Origin of the sequence: Brevibacillus sp. NRRL NRS-603, from assembly GCF_003013445.1 — a bacterium.
GTDB lineage: Bacteria > Bacillota > Bacilli > Brevibacillales > Brevibacillaceae > Brevibacillus > Brevibacillus formosus.
In genome coordinates this window covers 90862-108213 of sequence record NZ_PXZN01000011.1, presented here as the reverse complement: position 1 = coordinate 108213, position 17352 = coordinate 90862, and the positions used below count along the sequence as shown (strand labels likewise).

At 44.7% G+C, this 17352-nt stretch carries 16 protein-coding genes, 2 pseudogenes and 1 riboswitch; of the genes and pseudogenes, 6 read left to right on the top strand and 12 right to left on the bottom strand.

Annotation, left to right across the window (positions count from 1 at the left end; translation table 11 throughout):
• Positions 1 to 11: 11 nt before the first annotated feature.
• On the top strand, positions 12 to 1688 hold the full coding sequence (locus tag C7R94_RS06495; protein ID WP_106779250.1) for a sulfatase family protein: 1677 nt from the start codon (positions 12 to 14) through the stop codon (positions 1686 to 1688).
• A 67-nt stretch (positions 1689 to 1755) separates the two neighbouring features.
• Here the strand turns inward: C7R94_RS06495 and C7R94_RS06490 are convergent, their stop codons facing one another.
• From C7R94_RS06490 to C7R94_RS06465, 6 genes and pseudogenes are all read right to left on the bottom strand, one after another.
• A complete protein-coding gene (locus C7R94_RS06490) occupies positions 1756 to 2013 on the bottom strand; it encodes an HPr family phosphocarrier protein (protein WP_047069997.1) in 258 nt (85 codons plus the stop codon).
• An 18-nt stretch (positions 2014 to 2031) separates the two neighbouring features.
• Positions 2032 to 2414, bottom strand: a pseudogene (locus C7R94_RS06485) (putative PEP-binding protein); the annotation flags it as partial.
• A 403-nt stretch (positions 2415 to 2817) separates the two neighbouring features.
• The gene (cshA, locus tag C7R94_RS06480) at positions 2818 to 4356 is read right to left on the bottom strand and encodes a degradosome RNA helicase CshA (protein WP_106779247.1); all 1539 of its coding nucleotides are present in this window, start codon (positions 4354 to 4356) and stop codon (positions 2818 to 2820) included.
• Positions 4357 to 4608: 252 nt separating this feature from the next.
• On the bottom strand, positions 4609 to 5466 hold the full coding sequence (locus C7R94_RS06475; RefSeq protein WP_106779244.1) for a transporter substrate-binding domain-containing protein: 858 nt from the start codon (positions 5464 to 5466) through the stop codon (positions 4609 to 4611).
• Positions 5467 to 5583: 117 nt separating this feature from the next.
• Positions 5584 to 7557 (bottom strand): methyl-accepting chemotaxis protein, encoded by a 1974-nt coding sequence (locus C7R94_RS06470; RefSeq protein ID WP_106779242.1) that lies wholly within the window; start codon positions 7555 to 7557, stop codon positions 5584 to 5586.
• Between the two features lie 72 nt (positions 7558 to 7629).
• Positions 7630 to 7730, bottom strand: a riboswitch (cyclic di-GMP riboswitch).
• 135 nt (positions 7731 to 7865) lie between these two features.
• Positions 7866 to 9494: a formate--tetrahydrofolate ligase gene (locus C7R94_RS06465; RefSeq protein ID WP_106779239.1), complete on the bottom strand. Its 1629-nt coding sequence runs from the start codon at positions 9492 to 9494 to the stop codon at positions 7866 to 7868.
• Positions 9495 to 9794: 300 nt separating this feature from the next.
• Between C7R94_RS06465 and C7R94_RS06460 the strand changes: the two genes are divergently transcribed.
• Positions 9795 to 10634 carry a leucine-rich repeat domain-containing protein gene (locus tag C7R94_RS06460; protein WP_106779237.1) on the top strand — a complete coding sequence of 280 codons (840 nt, stop codon included), beginning with the start codon at positions 9795 to 9797 and terminating at the stop codon, positions 10632 to 10634.
• 65 nt (positions 10635 to 10699) lie between these two features.
• On the opposite strand, the gene C7R94_RS06455 is transcribed toward C7R94_RS06460, so the two are convergent.
• Both C7R94_RS06455 and C7R94_RS06450 read right to left on the bottom strand, forming a co-directional pair.
• Positions 10700 to 11239 carry a C39 family peptidase gene (locus tag C7R94_RS06455; protein WP_017252539.1) on the bottom strand — a complete coding sequence of 180 codons (540 nt, stop codon included), beginning with the start codon at positions 11237 to 11239 and terminating at the stop codon, positions 10700 to 10702.
• 227 nt (positions 11240 to 11466) lie between these two features.
• Complete coding sequence (locus C7R94_RS06450) at positions 11467 to 11757, bottom strand: RNA polymerase subunit sigma-24 (RefSeq protein WP_106779235.1); 291 nt, start codon at positions 11755 to 11757, stop codon at positions 11467 to 11469.
• A gap of 268 nt (positions 11758 to 12025) precedes the next feature.
• Between C7R94_RS06450 and C7R94_RS06445 the strand changes: the two genes are divergently transcribed.
• From C7R94_RS06445 to C7R94_RS06435, 3 genes are all read left to right on the top strand, one after another.
• Positions 12026 to 12562: a hypothetical protein gene (locus tag C7R94_RS06445; protein WP_106779233.1), complete on the top strand. Its 537-nt coding sequence runs from the start codon at positions 12026 to 12028 to the stop codon at positions 12560 to 12562.
• A gap of 114 nt (positions 12563 to 12676) precedes the next feature.
• A complete protein-coding gene (locus tag C7R94_RS06440; RefSeq protein WP_106779230.1) occupies positions 12677 to 13261 on the top strand; it encodes an N-acetylmuramoyl-L-alanine amidase family protein in 585 nt (194 codons plus the stop codon).
• A 281-nt stretch (positions 13262 to 13542) separates the two neighbouring features.
• Positions 13543 to 14274, top strand: coding sequence for a hypothetical protein (locus tag C7R94_RS06435; protein ID WP_106779228.1), 732 nt, complete (start codon positions 13543 to 13545; stop codon positions 14272 to 14274).
• Between the two features lie 84 nt (positions 14275 to 14358).
• On the opposite strand, the gene C7R94_RS06430 is transcribed toward C7R94_RS06435, so the two are convergent.
• Positions 14359 to 14940, bottom strand: coding sequence for an N-acetylmuramoyl-L-alanine amidase family protein (locus C7R94_RS06430; RefSeq protein WP_106779226.1), 582 nt, complete (start codon positions 14938 to 14940; stop codon positions 14359 to 14361).
• Between the two features lie 257 nt (positions 14941 to 15197).
• On the opposite strand from C7R94_RS06430, the gene C7R94_RS06425 reads away from it, so the two are divergent.
• Positions 15198 to 15545, top strand: coding sequence for a sigma-70 family RNA polymerase sigma factor (locus tag C7R94_RS06425; protein WP_106779223.1), 348 nt, complete (start codon positions 15198 to 15200; stop codon positions 15543 to 15545).
• 101 nt (positions 15546 to 15646) lie between these two features.
• Here the strand turns inward: C7R94_RS06425 and C7R94_RS30525 are convergent.
• From C7R94_RS30525 to C7R94_RS06415, 3 genes and pseudogenes are all read right to left on the bottom strand, one after another.
• A pseudogene (locus C7R94_RS30525) lies at positions 15647 to 15739 on the bottom strand (IS3 family transposase); the annotation flags it as partial.
• The gene (locus tag C7R94_RS30230) at positions 15703 to 15861 is read right to left on the bottom strand and encodes a transposase (protein ID WP_199197924.1); all 159 of its coding nucleotides are present in this window, start codon (positions 15859 to 15861) and stop codon (positions 15703 to 15705) included. The pseudogene C7R94_RS30525 and the gene C7R94_RS30230, both read right to left, overlap by 37 nt.
• 117 nt (positions 15862 to 15978) lie before the next feature.
• A complete protein-coding gene (locus tag C7R94_RS06415; RefSeq protein WP_106779221.1) occupies positions 15979 to 17343 on the bottom strand; it encodes an FAD-binding oxidoreductase in 1365 nt (454 codons plus the stop codon).
• Between the last annotated feature and the right edge of the window lie 9 nt (positions 17344 to 17352).

Here is a 17352-nt window from a genome sequence, read left to right as displayed (position 1 = left end):
GGGGGATCTATATGTCGAGAAAATGGTTGAGAAGACGACCGAACATCTTATTCATCATTGTGGATGAGGAACGGTTTCCCCCTGTTTATGAAGAGCCCGCGATACGTGAATGGAGCGAGGATACACTCCAGGCTCATGCTTTTTTGCGTAGGCATGGGTTGGAGTTCAAGCGTCATTACGTCGGCTCCACAGGCTGTTGCCCTAGCAGAGCCACCTTGTTCACCGGTCAGTACCCCTCTTTGCACGGCGTCACCCAGACCAGCGGCGCCGCTAAACGAGCTCCCGACAGTGACATGTTCTGGCTCGATTGCAACACTGTCCCGACGATGGGAAATTATTTTCGTCAAGCGGGCTATCGTTGTTTCTATAAAGGCAAATGGCATATATCCGATGCTGACATTTGGGTACCAGGGACCCATTTTCCTATCCCTAGCTATACCCCTGGTACAGGAGTTCCTGATCCAGATAAGGAACGTTTATACTTGCTTGCCGATCGACTGGACGGCTATGGCTTCTCCAGTTGGATAGGCCCTGAACCGCATGGAATAGCGCCGCATAACTCCGGTTCGTCCGCAGCCATCGGAGTAAATGGGCGTGATGTGGTATACAGCAGCGAAGTCATCGAGCTGCTCCATGCATTAGACCAAGAGAAAAGCTCCGTTGAAAGCTGCCATCCTTGGCTGATCGTAGCATCTTTCGTCAATCCACATGATATCGCCATCTATGGGGATATCTCTGCGAGCTCACCGTTTTTTCGCTTCCATGTGGATAAGTCAGTTCCCGCTGTTGCCCCGGCCCCTACTCAGCACGAATCACTTGCGACAAAACCGCGCTGCCAAGCGAGTTATGGGGAGGTATATCCACAAGCGTTCCAGCCCATTTCGGACCAAGACCATTATCGAAGACTGTACTACCAGCTCCAAAAAAACGCCGATCGGGAAGTGATGCGTGTTCTTGAAGCACTCGTCGCCAGTTCTTTTTATCCCGAGACATTGGTTTTGTTCACATCTGATCACGGCGAATTGTTGGGTGCTCACGGCAATCTGCATCAAAAATGGTACTGTGCCTATGAAGAGGCGATTCACGTTCCCCTCATTATCCACAACCCGCTTCTTTTTCCACACGCAGCCTCCACAGAGCTGTTAACCAGTCATGTGGATATTCTTCCGACACTACTCGGTATGACCGGAGCAGACACAGAAAGGCTTGGTGAGGAACTGACCTATACACACAGCGAGGTACGCCCTCTTGTCGGTCGTGATCTTACTCCCATCATCTTGTCCCACGATACAGACTCTGTCTCCAGCGAGCCGATTTACTTCATGACGGACGACGAAGTGACAAAAGGACAGCATCAGGTAAACGTGCAGCAACAACCCTATGACTCTGTCATTCCTCCGAATCGGATAGAAACAGTCATCACCTACATGAATTCTGCCGGAAACAGTGCTTTATGGAAATACTCCCGCTATTTTTCCGAGGATGTACACAACCCCACGATGACGGATTACGAATTGTACAATCTCACGGCCGATCCTTTGGAAATACGGAATTTGGTAATCCCCCTCTACAAAACCACACACTCAGAGCGCGTCCGCCTGAAAATGGAGCTGCTTTTAGAAGAACAACGCGCCCAGAAGCGACTGACACCATTTTTGCCCCCTTTCGTACAACTACTGTCTACGTGAATTTTCCCGGAACAACAGAAAAAACCCCTCAAAATCGAGGGGCTTTTCTCCTTTCCTATTCTCTTCCCTATTCCTGTTCGGTCAATGCTTTTTCCAATGCAGCCATCGCTTCTTGTTCATCGACACCATCCGTAATCAGGGTAATTTCTTCCCCTTTTGCAATCGCTGCTGCCATAATGCCCATGATGCTCTTGCCATTTACATTTTTCTCATTTTTGATGATTTTAATTTCGCTGGAAAAAGACGTGGCTACCTTCACAAAGTTCGCAGCAGGACGCGCATGCAGGCCGTGCGCCAATTGAACCACTATTTTTTTCTCTACCATTCTGATCTGCCTCCTTCTCTATACTCTCTCAAGCCATTCCTTCACGAACGCCTCTACTTGCGCAGAGGTGCTCAACTGAAAAATCGTATCAATCTGTTTCGCTGCGTCCTCCACACTCAAACGACTCAGCTGTTGACGCGCAGGCAAAATGCTCCCTGCACTCATACTATATTCATCCAGACCCATTCCCAACAGAAGAGATAAGCGACCTTCTCGTTCATACGGTCGGCTGCCATTGTGTATTGTATTAAATCATTGGTTCCAATGCTGAAAAAGTCAACCCCGCGTACAAATTGATCGGCCATCAGTGCTGTAGCAGGGATCTCAATCATGATACCCACTTCGTACTGATCGGATACTACAATTCCGCGATTGACCAAGGATTTTTTCTCTTCCTCCAACCACATACGTAACGCCCTCTATGGATTGAAAAGATAATGTGCACACCTCAAATATAAAGCATTGTCATAGAGCTAACAACAAAATCAAAGCACAAATTTGTCTGACTCGTTGTTGCCAAAACTTAATTGCCCATAGAAAAAGACCTCTGCCCAGCTGCAGAAGCCTTCTCCTTACAAATTTTCCGATTCAATCTTGATCTCATGCGGCGAGCCAAATACCAGCCCACTTCCCATTGGCTGTTTTCCTCATGCTTCCACTCTCTCCCTAGGCGAAAATTCGTGCCAAAACACTCCTAGTTTGTCACGGGTTCCCCAAAATATTTATTCGCAGACAGGTCAACACGAAAAAAAGACCGATGCGCACATGTGCACACCAGTCTTTACTTGAGATACCATTCGATTCTTAGCTGCGCGGTGTACGAGATTCGCCACGTGGACGGGATTCGCCACTGCGCGGACGGGAATCACCGCTGCGTGGACGAGATTCGCCACTGCGTGGACGAGATTCGCCGCCGCGTGGACGATATTCGCCATTGCGTGGGCGAGATGGACGCTTTCCACCAAAACCGGAACCTGATCCAAAGCCACCTTTTCCTTTTGGAGGCAGCTTTTTCTTCCCTACACGAAGAGGTGCCTCTTCCGTCAGGCGAACAGGAGTTGTATCCGGCTCTTTGGTCAACAGCTTGAGTGCTGCGGATACCAGCGTCACGGAATCAACATCCTCCAGCAATTGTTCTGCCAATGTTTTGTAAGCAGACAGATCATCTCTGCCAGACGCTTCCAGGATTTTGTCTACTGTCATTTTTTGTTGACCTTCCAGAGCTTCTGCCATCGAAGGAACAGCACGACGCTCCATGCGACGCTTGGTTGTACGCTCAATCAGACGCAGATGGTCAATTTCGCGGGAAGTAACAAATGTGATCGCGAGACCCGTTTTACCAGCACGTCCCGTTCTACCGATACGGTGAACGTAGCTCTCAGAGTCTTGTGGAATGTCAAAGTTGAATACGTGCGTAACTCCGCTGATATCCAGACCGCGAGCCGCAACGTCAGTCGCCACCAATACCTCGATTGTACCTTCCTTGAACTTGCGCAGTACGCTGTCGCGTTTTGCTTGGTTCAGGTCTCCGTGGATACCTTCCGCTCCATAACCGCGCTTGGTCAGTGCTTCGGACAGCTCATCCACTCTGCGCTTGGTTCTACCGAATACGATAGCCAGCTCAGGCGAATGAATATCCAGCAAACGGCACAGAACATCGAACTTTTGTCTTTCTGCTACTTCCATATATTGCTGCTCGATGTTTGGTACGGTTACTTCTTTTGCTTTCACCTGAATGATCGTTGGCTCGTTCATGAACTGCTGGGCGATTTCCTGAATCGCTCTCGGCATCGTTGCGGAGAACAGCAGGGTTTGACGACTTTCTGGAACCTCTTTCAAGATTTCCTTAATGTCGTCGATGAAACCCATGTTCAGCATTTCATCCGCTTCGTCCAAAACAACTACCTCGATAGCATCCAAACGAATCGTTCTTCTTCTCATGTGGTCCATGAAACGACCAGGTGTTGCCACGATGATTTGCGGGCGTTTTTTCAACGCCTTGATTTGACGCGTGATGTCTTGGCCACCGTAGATTGGCAGGGCAGAGATGTTTTTAAATTGGGCAATTTTATTAATCTCTTCTGCAACCTGAACAGCCAGCTCACGAGTTGGGGTCAATACAACCCCTTGAATATTTCCGCTTGTTTCATCCATGCGTTCAATCAGCGGAATACCAAATGCAGCCGTTTTACCTGTACCTGTTTGTGCTTGACCGATCAGGTCACGACCTTGCAGTGCTACAGGAACCGTTTGATCCTGAATTGCTGTAGCTTCTTCGAAACCCATGTTGCTCAACGCTCTAACAATGGAGTGGTGTAAGCCAAAATCGTTAAATGTCGCCAATGAATGTCAGTCTCCTTTATCAATACCTTCATCTATAAAATTCTCAAAAAAAAGGGCACTATTCCTTACGATCCGGAACATGCCCTTTTATCCCGATTGTACGTAGCGCCCTAAAGAACATAGCTGTAATCGTACCATGCAATGACTGAAAAAGCAAACAGCTTATATACCCAAATTGTTTGATTTTTTGGTGATGAATCTTGTAAAAAATAACAAAGCAGCCCAGAATCAGGCTGCTTGTCTGTTATTGGATTATTTTACCCATTTGTTGTAAAGCTCATCAAACTTCCCTTGCAGTTTCATTTCGTCCATCCAAAGATCCAAGTAGTTAGCGAAGATTGTGTCTCCACGGTGAATCATGTACGCTTTTTCACTCTTGGTGAACGGGTTGTCAGTCAGAGCGGCATACAGGCGGGAATCTGCTTTGGAATATACAAGTGCTTCCAGCGTATCCGTGATCATCACATCGTACTTGCCGCTTGCTACCAGACCAGGGATGTCGAGGTTGTTTTGTTCAACAGTCACAGTTGCTTTGGTCAGGTGTTCACGAACGAATTTTTCGTTGGTGCCTCCTGGATTCACACCAATGCGAACCTCAGGCTTGTTGATGTCTGCTACACTCTTGTACTTGTCCTTGTCTACTGCACGAATAAGCGGAGCTTTACCGAACATAATATAAGGATCACTCATGTGTGCTTTTTTCTGGCGGTCTGTGTTGCGCGTAACGCCTCCAACAGCAATATCGAATTTATTTGCCAACAGATCGTCCATCAGTGTCGGCCAAGAGGTTTGGACAAAACGCGCCTCAACCCCTAGACTTTTTGCGAATTCCTTCATCGCATCGATGTCGTAGCCTTCAAATTCGTTTGTCTTTGGATTCAAATATGTAAACGGTTTGTAGTCCCCTGGAGTACCTACGAGGATGTAGCCTCTCGCGATGATTTCATCCAAACGGGATTCAAACTTCTTCGCTTGCGGTTTTTTAGCAGCTTCAGTAGCTACGGTTGGGACAGGCTTAACCGCGGTTGCAGCAAAAGCACCTGTTCCTGATGTCATGAGCATAGTTGCAGCGAGTGTGCTCGCCAAGATTGTTTTTGTGATTTTCTTCATCTGGGTTCTCCTCCTGTTAAACGGTAATGAATTTAGTTGCTCAGAAACAAACTCCATCATCCCCTAATGGCATCCCCCCTTTCAAAGAAGAGGACTTACAACCTGTTGAGCTGCCTCTTACACAGTAAACCTGCCGATTCCTTGCTGTAATTCTTCTGCCACTGTGTTCAAATGCTCAACAGACTTGCCAATTTCCTGGATGGCTTGAAGCTGCTCTTCGGTTGCCTTTGCCACTGTTTGCGCGTCGAGTGAAGCATGTTTTGCAATGTTATGCATTTCATCTACAGAAGCACTCACCTGTTGGGAGCCTGCTGACATTTGTTCAGATGCGGCGGATACTTCCAGAATGTGGGCAGCGACGTTCCGGGAAGATTCCAAAATGTGCCCGAAGATTTCGCGAACCTCTTCGACCAGTTGAATACCTTGCTGTGCGTTTTGGTTGCCCTCGGTCATAACCTCTACCGCGTGATGAGTATCCTGCTGGATTTCCCCGATCAGCATTGCGATTTTGGATGCGGATTCCTCGGATTGGTTTGCCAGTTTTTTCACTTCACCTGCAACTACAGCAAACCCACGTCCATGCTCGCCGGCGCGTGCTGCCTCAATCGAAGCGTTCAAGGCAAGCAAATTGATTTGCGAGGTCAACTGACTGATCGTATCGAGAATGCCTTCGATTTCTTTGGAGCGATTGTTGAGCTGCTCGATGGCTACTGTTGCCTTCGATGTTCCCTCACCAATGCTTCCCATCTGGCGAACTGCCTGCTCTACCACAGCAGTCCCTTGCTCAGCCTGCTCTGTTGCTATCTGGGCAGCCTCTGAAACATGAGCAGACGTCTCCGCGATTTTCACGATGCCTGCTGCCATGTCAGTCATCGACAATGCGACTTCCTGCGAGCTGGCTGCCTGTGACTCTGCTCCCTCAGAAATCTGCGCAATAGACAAACCGATTTGGTTGATGTTTTCCGTCGCTTGTTTAATGCCTTCAGATACTTCCTGACTAAAACGCTGTACTTGATCAGACGACAGAGATACGTCTTCAATCAAATTTTTCAAGTGCGATACCGTCTGGTTAAAGTCACGGGACAGAACCGCGATCTCGTCTTTTCCATCAACCGTTACAGTCTCTTTCAAGTTCCCCTGCGCCACTACATTTACTGCGTGATTCAGACGCTCAATTGGTTTCACCATACGTACAGCCAAGAAATAAACGAGGACAACCCCAATCGCCAATACGATGAGGGAAATAACCATCAATCGGGCTGACAGTTGATCAACAGGCGCATGCAGCTCCGCTACGGGTGCAGTGATGTATATGCCCCAATTCAAATTGGTTGGAAAATAGGAAGCAAATCGCTCTGTGTTCTCGTAATTATATTGGGCAATTCCATGCTTCCCTTGCTTGATATCTTCAAAAGCAGTCTGAAGTTCGAGAATACCCATGTCGAGAATCGATTCCTTCAGAATGAACTCGTTATTCGGGTGATAAATAAATGTTCCTGATTTGCTTACTAAAAAAGCGTAGCCTGATTGTCCGAATTTCTCCTCAGACACCTTTTTTTGGATCTCATTGATCGGAATAGTAGAACCGATGTAACCGTATTGACGATTGTCCTTCATCAATGGAACAACCAGTGTCACGATGTTATTCCCTGTCCGCTTCGAAATGACTGGCTCGGAGACAACAACCTTCCCTTCCCCTTTGCTGGCTTCCTTAATATGCGGACGATCCGAGATATCCGTTACTTCACCCTTGAAATTGATCACTTTCTTTCCGGTTAAGTCATGCGAAAAGAAGAACGTCTCAAACTCGGGGTTTTTCTTTTGGGCTTCTTGAATGATTTTCAGGTCGTGCTCGACATTTTGATCAGCCGACATCAACCCTCCCAGCGCTCTTACAATCTCAATTTTTTCTTGAAAGAAACCATCGATACGAATCGAGAGATTGCTAGCTGACAACTCAGCTTCTTTGTCCAGACTGCCTGCCAAAAGATTAGAAGCACTCCAATAGCTTGCACCGCAAACCGTACCCAAGCTTATAACCAACAGCAGGCACAACACGATAATTAGCTTATTCTTCAAACTATTTTTCATACCGAATCCCTTCTCCCTTCTCTTTTTTCAACAAAAAAAAGACTGCCTACCGACAGTCCATCATGACTACGGTATGGCAACCCGGCTGTCCTAGCTGCGAAAGTCATTTGACCTTCGACCTTAGACCCGTGGCTTTGCGTCCCTGCCTTTCAGCAAGTTTGCCTTTGTCATTCCTTGTTGTTTTTCAATTAAGTTCACATTTTTTCAATCTCACCTTTCTTTTCCCATAACTTTCCGATAATAAACCTCAAAAACAAAAAAAAGCTGACAACCTTTTACAGTTGTCAGCTTTTTGTCAAACTTTTTGATTAGCTTAATCCGATCACTTGTCCATCCCCGTCTATATATAATGATTCAGCAGCCGGCTTTTTCGGGAGGCCTGGCATGGTAACCAAGCTTCCGGTCAGTGCCACGATAAAACCAGCTCCTGCTGATATGCGTACTTCACTCACTTGGATCGTGAAGTCAACAGGGGCCCCCAACAGATCAGCGCGATCCGTAAAGGAGTATGGGGTTTTCGCCATGCACACAGGCAGATGGGACATGCCCATTTCTTCTACCTTTTGCATCGTTTTCAATGCCAGCGGCGAAAAGGCAACTCCCGATCCACGGTATACTTCTTTTACGACTGTCTCAATCTTGTCTTTAATGCTGAGGTCTTCCTCATACAAGAATCGGAAGGATGAAGGCTGCTCTGCTGCACGAGTCACTTTTTCAGCCAGCTCAACACCTCCTGCTCCTCCTTCTGCCCATACTTTGGAGAGTGCTGCTTCTGCTCCTGCGGCTTTACACAACGCTATTACAGAATCGATCTCTGCCTGGGTATCCGTCGCAAAATGGTTGATGGCCACCACCGCTGGCACACCGAACTTTTGCAGGTTTTCCAGATGGCGCTTGACGTTTTCGAAGCCTTTTTCCAGAGCAGACAAGTTCTCTACTGCCAGGTCAGGTACTTTTACCCCGCCATTGTATTTCAACGAGCGAACCGTAATGACCACGACAGCAGCCGATGGAGTCAGACCTGCTTTTCTGCACTTGATGTCAAAAAACTTCTCTGCTCCCAGATCTGCACCGAAGCCCGCCTCTGTTACGACGTAATCTGCCAGCTTCAAGGCCATCTTGGTTCCGATCACGCTGCTGCACCCATGCGCAATATTGGCAAAAGGTCCGCCGTGAATGATGACCGGAGTTCCTTCGATTGTCTGTACGAGATTGGGCTTGATGGCTTCCTTCAAGAGAACGCACATCGCATCGACCGCGTTGATTTCTTCTGCCCGTACAGGCTGATCATCGAAATCGTAGCCAATAATGATATGGTTCAACCGCTCGCGCAAGTCTGCCAGATTCTCACTCAAGCATAAGATCGCCATGATTTCTGAAGCGGTCGTAATCATGAAGCCATCCTCACGCGTCATTCCATTGCCGTCACCCAGACCAGCCACGATGTTTCGCAGTGCGCGATCGTTCATGTCCATGGCTCGTTTCCAGACAATTTTCTTTGGATTGAGCCCACGCGGATTGCCGTGGAAAATATGATTGTCGATCATCGCTGCCAACAAGTTATGTGCAGCTGTAATCGCATGAATATCCCCTGTAAAATGCAGGTTAATTTCATCAGCCGGGAGAATTTGTGCCTGACCGCTTCCGGTTGCGCCTCCTTTGATCCCCATGCAAGGGCCCAAGGACGGCTCGCGAAGCGCTGCAATTGTTTTCTTCCCAAGATAATTTAAAGCTTGTGACAGACCAATCGTCGTGAGCGTCTTGCCTGCTCCCGCCGGATTGGGGTTCATCGCTGTAACAAGAATCAGTTTGCCATCAGGGCGATCCTTCACTTGCTCCCATAGCTCATCTGATAGTTTGGCTTTATATTTTCCGTATAGCTCCAAATGCTGTTCTTCGATACCTGCACTCTTGGCAATTTCAACAATAGACTTCATATTTGCCTCCCTGCCACACCAGAATGTAATGCACCAGTTACCAATCTTCTACATTCTGCATAATCATCCTTTCTCCTCTCCTCTTCGACACATTACGCAAAAGAAAAAGCCCACATTCCGACAAACGTCCAGAATGCAGGCTCACCCTACAACATAAAAAAATAAATGAACACTTTCGTTCTCATAGCGCACTAGATTGTCAGATCGAATGAAAAAAGCGGGAAACCATTTTATGGAATCTAACGTCATACAGTTATGACAGGATAGCCACTAGGATGTCCTGAAAAATGGGGGATGTATTTGAAAAAGCTTATAACTCTTTTGATCATTTTAGGTGTACTAACTGGATGCGAAGCCAACGAAACGAATTTGAATGAATTGCCGAAAGAACAATCCCAAGCGGAGATTATTTCCCCGTTATTATTAGACTCTTTATCTAAGTCACTGAATAAGCCAAGTCAGGATATCAAAATGGAGGATTTATTCAATATCGAAGAACTCACCTTAGATATAGATAATGTTCCTCTGGAACAAAGAGATTCACCGATTGATTTATCTGTCCTATCTAAAATGAAAAACCTTAAAACGCTATCCTTGAATAGAATCAACGTTAAAGATTATCTGTTTCTAAAGGATTTGAGTGAACTTGAATATCTTTCAATCACTGGTTTTCAGGAAGCTCAGTTACCTGTTTTAAATAACAGTAAACTAATTAGCCTCTTACTGAATGAGGGTGATTTATCAGATTTGAAAATACTTGAGAATAGTAAATCTCTTCAGCACTTAACCATTCGAAATAATAAAATAACAGCTTTATCATCAATTAAACTACCTCATCTTACTTTCTTAGATGTATCAAATAATCCTATTAACTCGATGGATTTTGTAAAAGAACTCCCAAATTTGGAACGTTTACAAATGATGAATGCTCCCATCACAGACATTGCATCTATACAGTCTGTACCTAAATTAAATTATTTAGATATAAGAGGCACAAAGGTAACTTCTATAAAACCGTTACTCAATCTTGATGAATTATCAATTCTGCTAGTTGATCGAAAAAGCATTAGCGACTTAGCTTTGCTGAAAAAAGAAATCAAAGTCGCTGAAAATGGCAATGAAATTAATGATGGAAATTAAGTTTTAAAAAAGAGGCTGCCGAGGAAGTCGGCAGCCTCAACCTCTCTTGTCCACGAGAGGTTTCTTTATTTCGTGTAATAGTTGTAGTATTCAAATTCGCCACGTTGATCGATTACATCTTGAAGGTTTTTATTCTTTGAATTACCAGGATCATGAACGAGGAACATAGATGGTGTAATCAGCTCGAATCTTGGGAAGCCATCAACAACTTCTATAAGACCCGAAAATCCTCTGATTGCAACTGTATGATTAGGAACACGTACCATAAGCGGAATATCTTTGTTAATCACACAATCCATCATATCCTTTTTCAACTTTTCGAAGGTTCCGGTGAATTTCCCGCTGTATTTGTGACCATATTTTTTTTGTGCTACAGCCCAATCAAATGGACAATCAGCTCTTCCATTCACTGCTTTTAGCTGTTGCTGCAAGATCTCGGGATCGACTTTATTACCATAGAAAGCGAAAATCATAGCGGCGGATGTAATTACACACCCTTCTACTCTCATCGTATTACCGCAAGAAGTGTAGTTAGAACTCCATTTTTCATCAGCTTGACTCCAATACTGCATATCAAATACTTTTGAATATTGCTTAACTGCCATTTCATTTCCCCCTAATTTTTTTGTAAGCAACTATGAATTTGAGTGTCATTGTTGCTTTCATCAATAAAGGAGAAAAATAGAGACCAAATACAACCAGTCTTTGAAAATTATTATAGAACGGTGTACATGAAAAAGATCTAGTTAGACTTGCTCTAACTGGATATGCGAAATGTCATGAAGAAACCTATCTGACCTATCTTTTTCTGAAGAACTTCCAAATACTTTCGCTAATATTTATTTACCCCTTGTTGTGAAATGCCTAATTGCTGTGCAATTATTTCCTCAGGTATTCGATTAATAACGACTTGCTCAATAATAAATTTCGCTTTAGATGGAAGAGAATTCAACAGTTCTTCTACATAAAGCTTAGAATCGACGGAAGACATTATTTTCTGACCACATAGATTTTCTATGATTGGAAGCTCTCCGTTGGAAATCTTCCATGTTCGATACTGTAGTCGCCATGCAATCCTTCTTAAAATTCTCCTACACTCTTCTATTATTAATTCATCATTCATAATTTTCACCGTCCCAACATACTAGGTAAATACAACTGAAAAAAAGCAACTATATTCACATAAAAAATTACATTTTTAATGGCATGCTGGAAAAGTGAGGAACGATAGTACGATTGGTTGACCCGATTTTTTGGATTTGTGTTATAGAAGCCATCGCTTTTCCAACTTATGGATTATATAAAATTGTGGTAAATTTGGCGTATGATGGTTATGTATTTGGGTTTATCTTATCTTCAATAACATAGGTGGAATCATTGGAGGTTTAGAAATGAAAAAGAGAGTAGTTCTGAGCATGTTTATCCTAATTGCTTTAGGGATGGTAGCTTGTTCTAATGACGGTACCGTAAAAACGTCTCAAGCTGAGATTGAAAAGTTGCAAGCTGAAATAGCCCAATTACAAAACACAAATAAAGAACTTGAAGCCTCTTTGGTTAAGGAAAAACAAAAAAACGAAACTAATGCTCAAATCTACCAAATTCGAGATATCGTTGATCTACAGACAAGAGAAATGTTTCGAGCCATGATGAAAGGTGAGACTGAAAAAGTTAAACAGTATATTTCCAAAGAAGCTGCTGTAGAAGGAAAGCAATTTGTTTATAAAGCGAATAACGAGGTTATAAGTATTCCGTTCGTAACCAAAGGAAGCACTTTTCGTCAAAGGTCATTCGATATATATAAAGATGGACGCTTTATTACAAATTACGAAGTTTGGATAAACGATGAGACGTACTCTGGAACGCTGGAACTAATGTTCACAAAAGAAGATAACCAATGGAAACTGAGTAGCATGCAAGGGGATAGATAAGTATTTTTTTGTCTGGTTGTATTTGCTCTCTATTTTTCTCCTTTATTGATGAAAGCGACAATGACACTCAAATTCATAGTCGCTTAATACATCAACAAATAGGAGGAAGGTTTTATGAGTCTTGATGGATTGAAGTTTTTGATCGACCCAGGTCATGGCGGTTCAGACGTTGGAGCAATCGGCACTTTGAATGGCGAAGATGTTTACGAGAAAGACTTAGCCCTGTTGTTTGCGCAGGCTGTTGCTGAGACCCTCGAAAATTTCGGCGCAACGGTTTACATGACGCGGAACGATGATAGCAAGGTATCAATTGATGATCGTTGGAAACTGGGACAACAGAAAGATGTAGATGGTGTAATTAGCGTTCACTTTAATTCAGCAGGTTCTACAGCTAAGGGTACAGAAACCATCTATGCTGGAAACCGTTCGCAAGACAAAGGCTTTGCGCAAACCATTCAGCGAGAAGTGGTCAATTCCCTTGGTACACGAGACAGGGGAGTACTTAAAGATTCGGATACACCACGTGGATCACTAGGTGTTCTCCGTTATCCTTCTGGCGGTAACTACCCACGAGCACTGATTGAGGTTGAGTTCATTACTAATGAATCAGCCTTGGAAGACCTCGGCCCAACATTGGATGAAGCTGCTAAAGATTTTGCTCGCGGTGTCCGTCGTGCAATGCTTGATTATTTCCAATAAAAGTAGCAGTTGATGATTTGGAAAAGCCCTCAGATTTGAGGGCTTTTCCATTCTTCGGGTGGATAAGGTGATTAGATTTGATGGTTGCATCCTGGATTCATTCTCCCATAATAATCCCGGCCCCGGTGGGCCATCGCCGTGGCTCAGGCGTACCACAGGAAGCAGAGGCTCACCAAACGGTATCGGAACCCTTTTTCAACTAAGGAAACCTTTTTATGGAAATACACGTCTTATATTTGTCTTCATAATCACGCGTTTATTAAAAGAGGAGTTGATCGATTGTGCACAAGGTGTATCTTTCTTTACTCACGTTGCTTTGTTTATCTCTCTTTGGATGCAATGAGAGAGCCATAGATCATCCAAATGGTTATGTTACATTTGTCGAAGAGAATCCTACGAATCTATTTGAAGAGCAGTCCAATTTGGCAGAAATTCGTAGTCCAAAAAACTTTTCAGTCATTGAAGACAAAGGAATGACTATCCATTTTTATGGAGTGCCTGATTACTCCTACAACGTAACAGTACAAGACGATCTGAGTAATATATTGTTTCGAGAAGAAATAAAACCACAAGGTAAAGTATTCCAATACATGAGAGAAATCACACTAGAAAAAATTCCCTCAACCTTGCATGGGAAAGTAATTGTATCTGCTAGGGTATCTTCTGAGGAAGCTAAAAATGCCTGGCATACAGAGCATGAAATAGCCTTTAAAACTAATAGTAACGACTGGCTAACCATACATAACCCTGTTCCCTATACAAACATGCTGGTTGGTGAGGAGTTAGAAATTACAGGAAAAGTGAGACATCCTGAAAAATTATCTTATTCTGTGAGCGATGGTGTCCAAGATCTGATGACGGGTACGATCGAAGTCAATCAAGATGGAACTTTCCAAACTCGCGTTCCGATAAATCAGTTACCTGCTAATCACCTAAGTAAAGCTACATTGGCAATAGAAGATGCACAGAAAAATTTTGTCCTTCTTGATTTCTTTATTCGAGAAAAGCCATGAGGTTTGAAAGGACTGTTTAAAAAGAGAAGCCCCCTGGGGAGATCCTCCAGGGGCTTCTCTGATGCTATATTCTCTCTAGCTTTTTTATTCAAAATAATCTCGGATACCACGGTAGATACCGCTGGCCATGTCAATTTTGTTGTCGTAGTCAGCAATAAACGCATCGTCATCTGGATTGGACATGAAACCCAATTCAAGCAATGTTGCCGGCATATCAGTATCCCGCAGTACTTGGAAGTTGTCCTTTCTAATTCCTGTACTTCCCCATGTATCGAGGCCGGTATAATCTACGATTCTTGGAAGAATAGCTTCCGCTAATGCTTTATCCTCGGATTTATAATAGTGTGCCGAGAGACCATTAGCGCTTGTATTGGTGCTACTGTTATGGTGGAGGGAAACAAAGATATCAGCGCCCCACTTATTTGCCATTTTGGCACGTTCATCCAAGCAAACTGGATCATCTGTTGTACGGCTCATCTTAACATTTGCACCAGCCTCTTCCAGGTACTCTACCAGGACTTCAGCGATTGAAAGGGCAGAACTTTTTTCATTTCCAGATTTTTTGCCAGAAGTACCTACAGCGTAAGTGCCACAACGATTTTTACCTGCAGAAGCTGTACCACCATGACCTGGATCTACGAAAATCTTTTTTCCACGCAAGCTCATATTTATTTTCCCCTATCTAAATGTAATAAGCGACTTTGTTTGACCGGTCAATTTGTCGCTTTCATACATAAAGGAGAAAAACGAGGTCCTTTTACAACCAATGCCAAAAAAATTTCTAATGCGATACGAAAACGCGATGAAATGGCGTTATCATTACGTTTCTTGAGTATTCCATTCAGAAAAAAGATGGAATAATTTATGAAAAACAGTTGTTTTTTACCTTCCTTTTTTACCTATAAGGTAGGACGGTGAAAAGCATGAACGATGAGTTATTAATGGAGAAGTGTAGAAGAGTTTTAAGAAGGATCGCTTGGCGATTGCAGTATCAAGCAAAGAAGATTTCCACCCGAGAGCTTCCGATCATAGAAAATGCCTGTGGTCAGAATCAAATGTCTTCTGTAGATGCTAAGTTGCATGTAGAAGAAATGTTGAATTCCCTTCCAGCTAAAGCAAGATTCATTATTGAGCAAGTAGTGATTCAGGGAGTTCCAGAAGAAATAGTCGCACAGCATTTGGGTATATCTCAACAAGGGGTAAACAAATACAAACGCAAATATCTAGGAATTCTTCGAAAAAAATTAGAATCTACCTCGGCAAGAAGTTAAGTCGTAGGCCCTCCAAAATGGTCTTACGCCTGTCAAGCAGACAGAACTAAAAAAGCCTAAGCAGCCAGTGTGATTCGGTATTCTACCGGGGCACACTGGTTTAGTTCCTTCATCAACCGATATATTCGCTTGTGATTTACACTTAATCCTTTCTTTCTTAATGCAATCCGCATTCTTGGGTAGCCATAGTAGGGCCAGATATTCCTAATTCCTTCGCTATTGCTTGATAACCCATCCCTCTTAGTAGATACATGTTTACAGCCTTCAGTTTAAACTCCTCCGAATATCGTTTGAATGTTTGACCTTTTTTAGCCATGATAAAATCCCCTCCAAGTAGAGTGTACTACCCACCGTTAGTGGGCGGGCTTTTAACACTAGCTACTCAAAGGGGATATTACCAATTCCGACAAACGTCCAGAATGCAGGCTCTCATTTATTTCCCGAAAATTTTTCCCGGATTCAAAATGCCGTTAGGGTCCAGCACTTGCTTCATGGCTTGCATGACGTCCAGTGCTTCCCCGTGTTCCTTGCGCTGGTATTTGATTTTCCCCACACCCACACCATGTTCTCCTGTGCAGGTTCCTCCCCGACTCAACGCGTATTCCACCAGATGGGCATTTACTTCCTCGGCACGCGCCACTTCATCGGGGTCATTCAGGTCGATCATCAGAATAGCGTGATAGTTCCCATCCCCGACATGCCCTGCAATCGCTCCATCCAGCCCGGCGCGATCAATGGCTTGCCGTGCGTCCACAACTGCTCCTGCCAGCTCGGAGATCGGCAAGCAAACATCTGTCACCATCAGCTTTTTCCCGGGGGATTTGTGCAGGAAGGCATACGCCAGGTTATGACGAGCGTCCCAGAGCTGCGTCCGGGCCTTCGAATCTGTTTCAAAAAGAAACTGCGTGCAGCCATGCCCATCGGCGGTGTTCTGCGCGAAGTCGATATCGTACGCGAGCCCTTGTTCACTGCCGTGGAACTCGATAAACAGCGTCGGTGCTTCCGGGTAGCTCGTTTCTTTGTACAGATTCACTTGTTGGATGGAACGTTCATCAACCAGCTCGATTCGCGCTACTTGAATACCCGCTCCGAGAATATCCACGACGGTATCGACGGCATCCTGAACAGTAGGGAAGCTGACACGCGCCGCTGTTGTCGCCTCAGGGATGCCGTAAACACGCAAGGTCAGCTCTGTGAATACACCGAGCGTTCCCTCTGACCCGACAAACAACCCAGTAAGATGGTAGCCTGAGGAGGATTTGGCTGTCATGCTCCCTGTACGGATGATACGACCGTCCGCCGTCACCACTTCTAGATCGCGAACCTGATCACGCATTACGCCATAACGAACAGAAGTCGTTCCACTGGCGTTTGTAGCAGCCATTCCACCCAAAGTCGCGTCCGCGCCAGGATCGACGGAGAAAAACAATCCATGCTTTTTCAATTCTTTATTGAGCTGAGTGCGCGTCACACCGGGCTGGACTCTCACGAGAAAGTCCTTCGGTCGCACCTCCAGCACTTGGTTCATTAAGGAAAAATCCATGCTAATTCCGCCCGCATAAGGAATCGCATGTCCCTCTAGACTGGTCCCCATGCCAAACGGCGTTACCGCAATGCGCTTTTCGTTGGCCAGCTTCATGATTTGACTGACTTCCTCTGTCGTCTTCGGAAACACGACCACATCTGGAAGATGCGGGGCATGATACGATTCATCATGACTGTGGTGCTCCAGTATAGTAGGGTTGGTCGTTACTCGTTCCTCCCCCAGCAATCCCACTAATGCTTGCTTGTAATCCACGTTGGTACC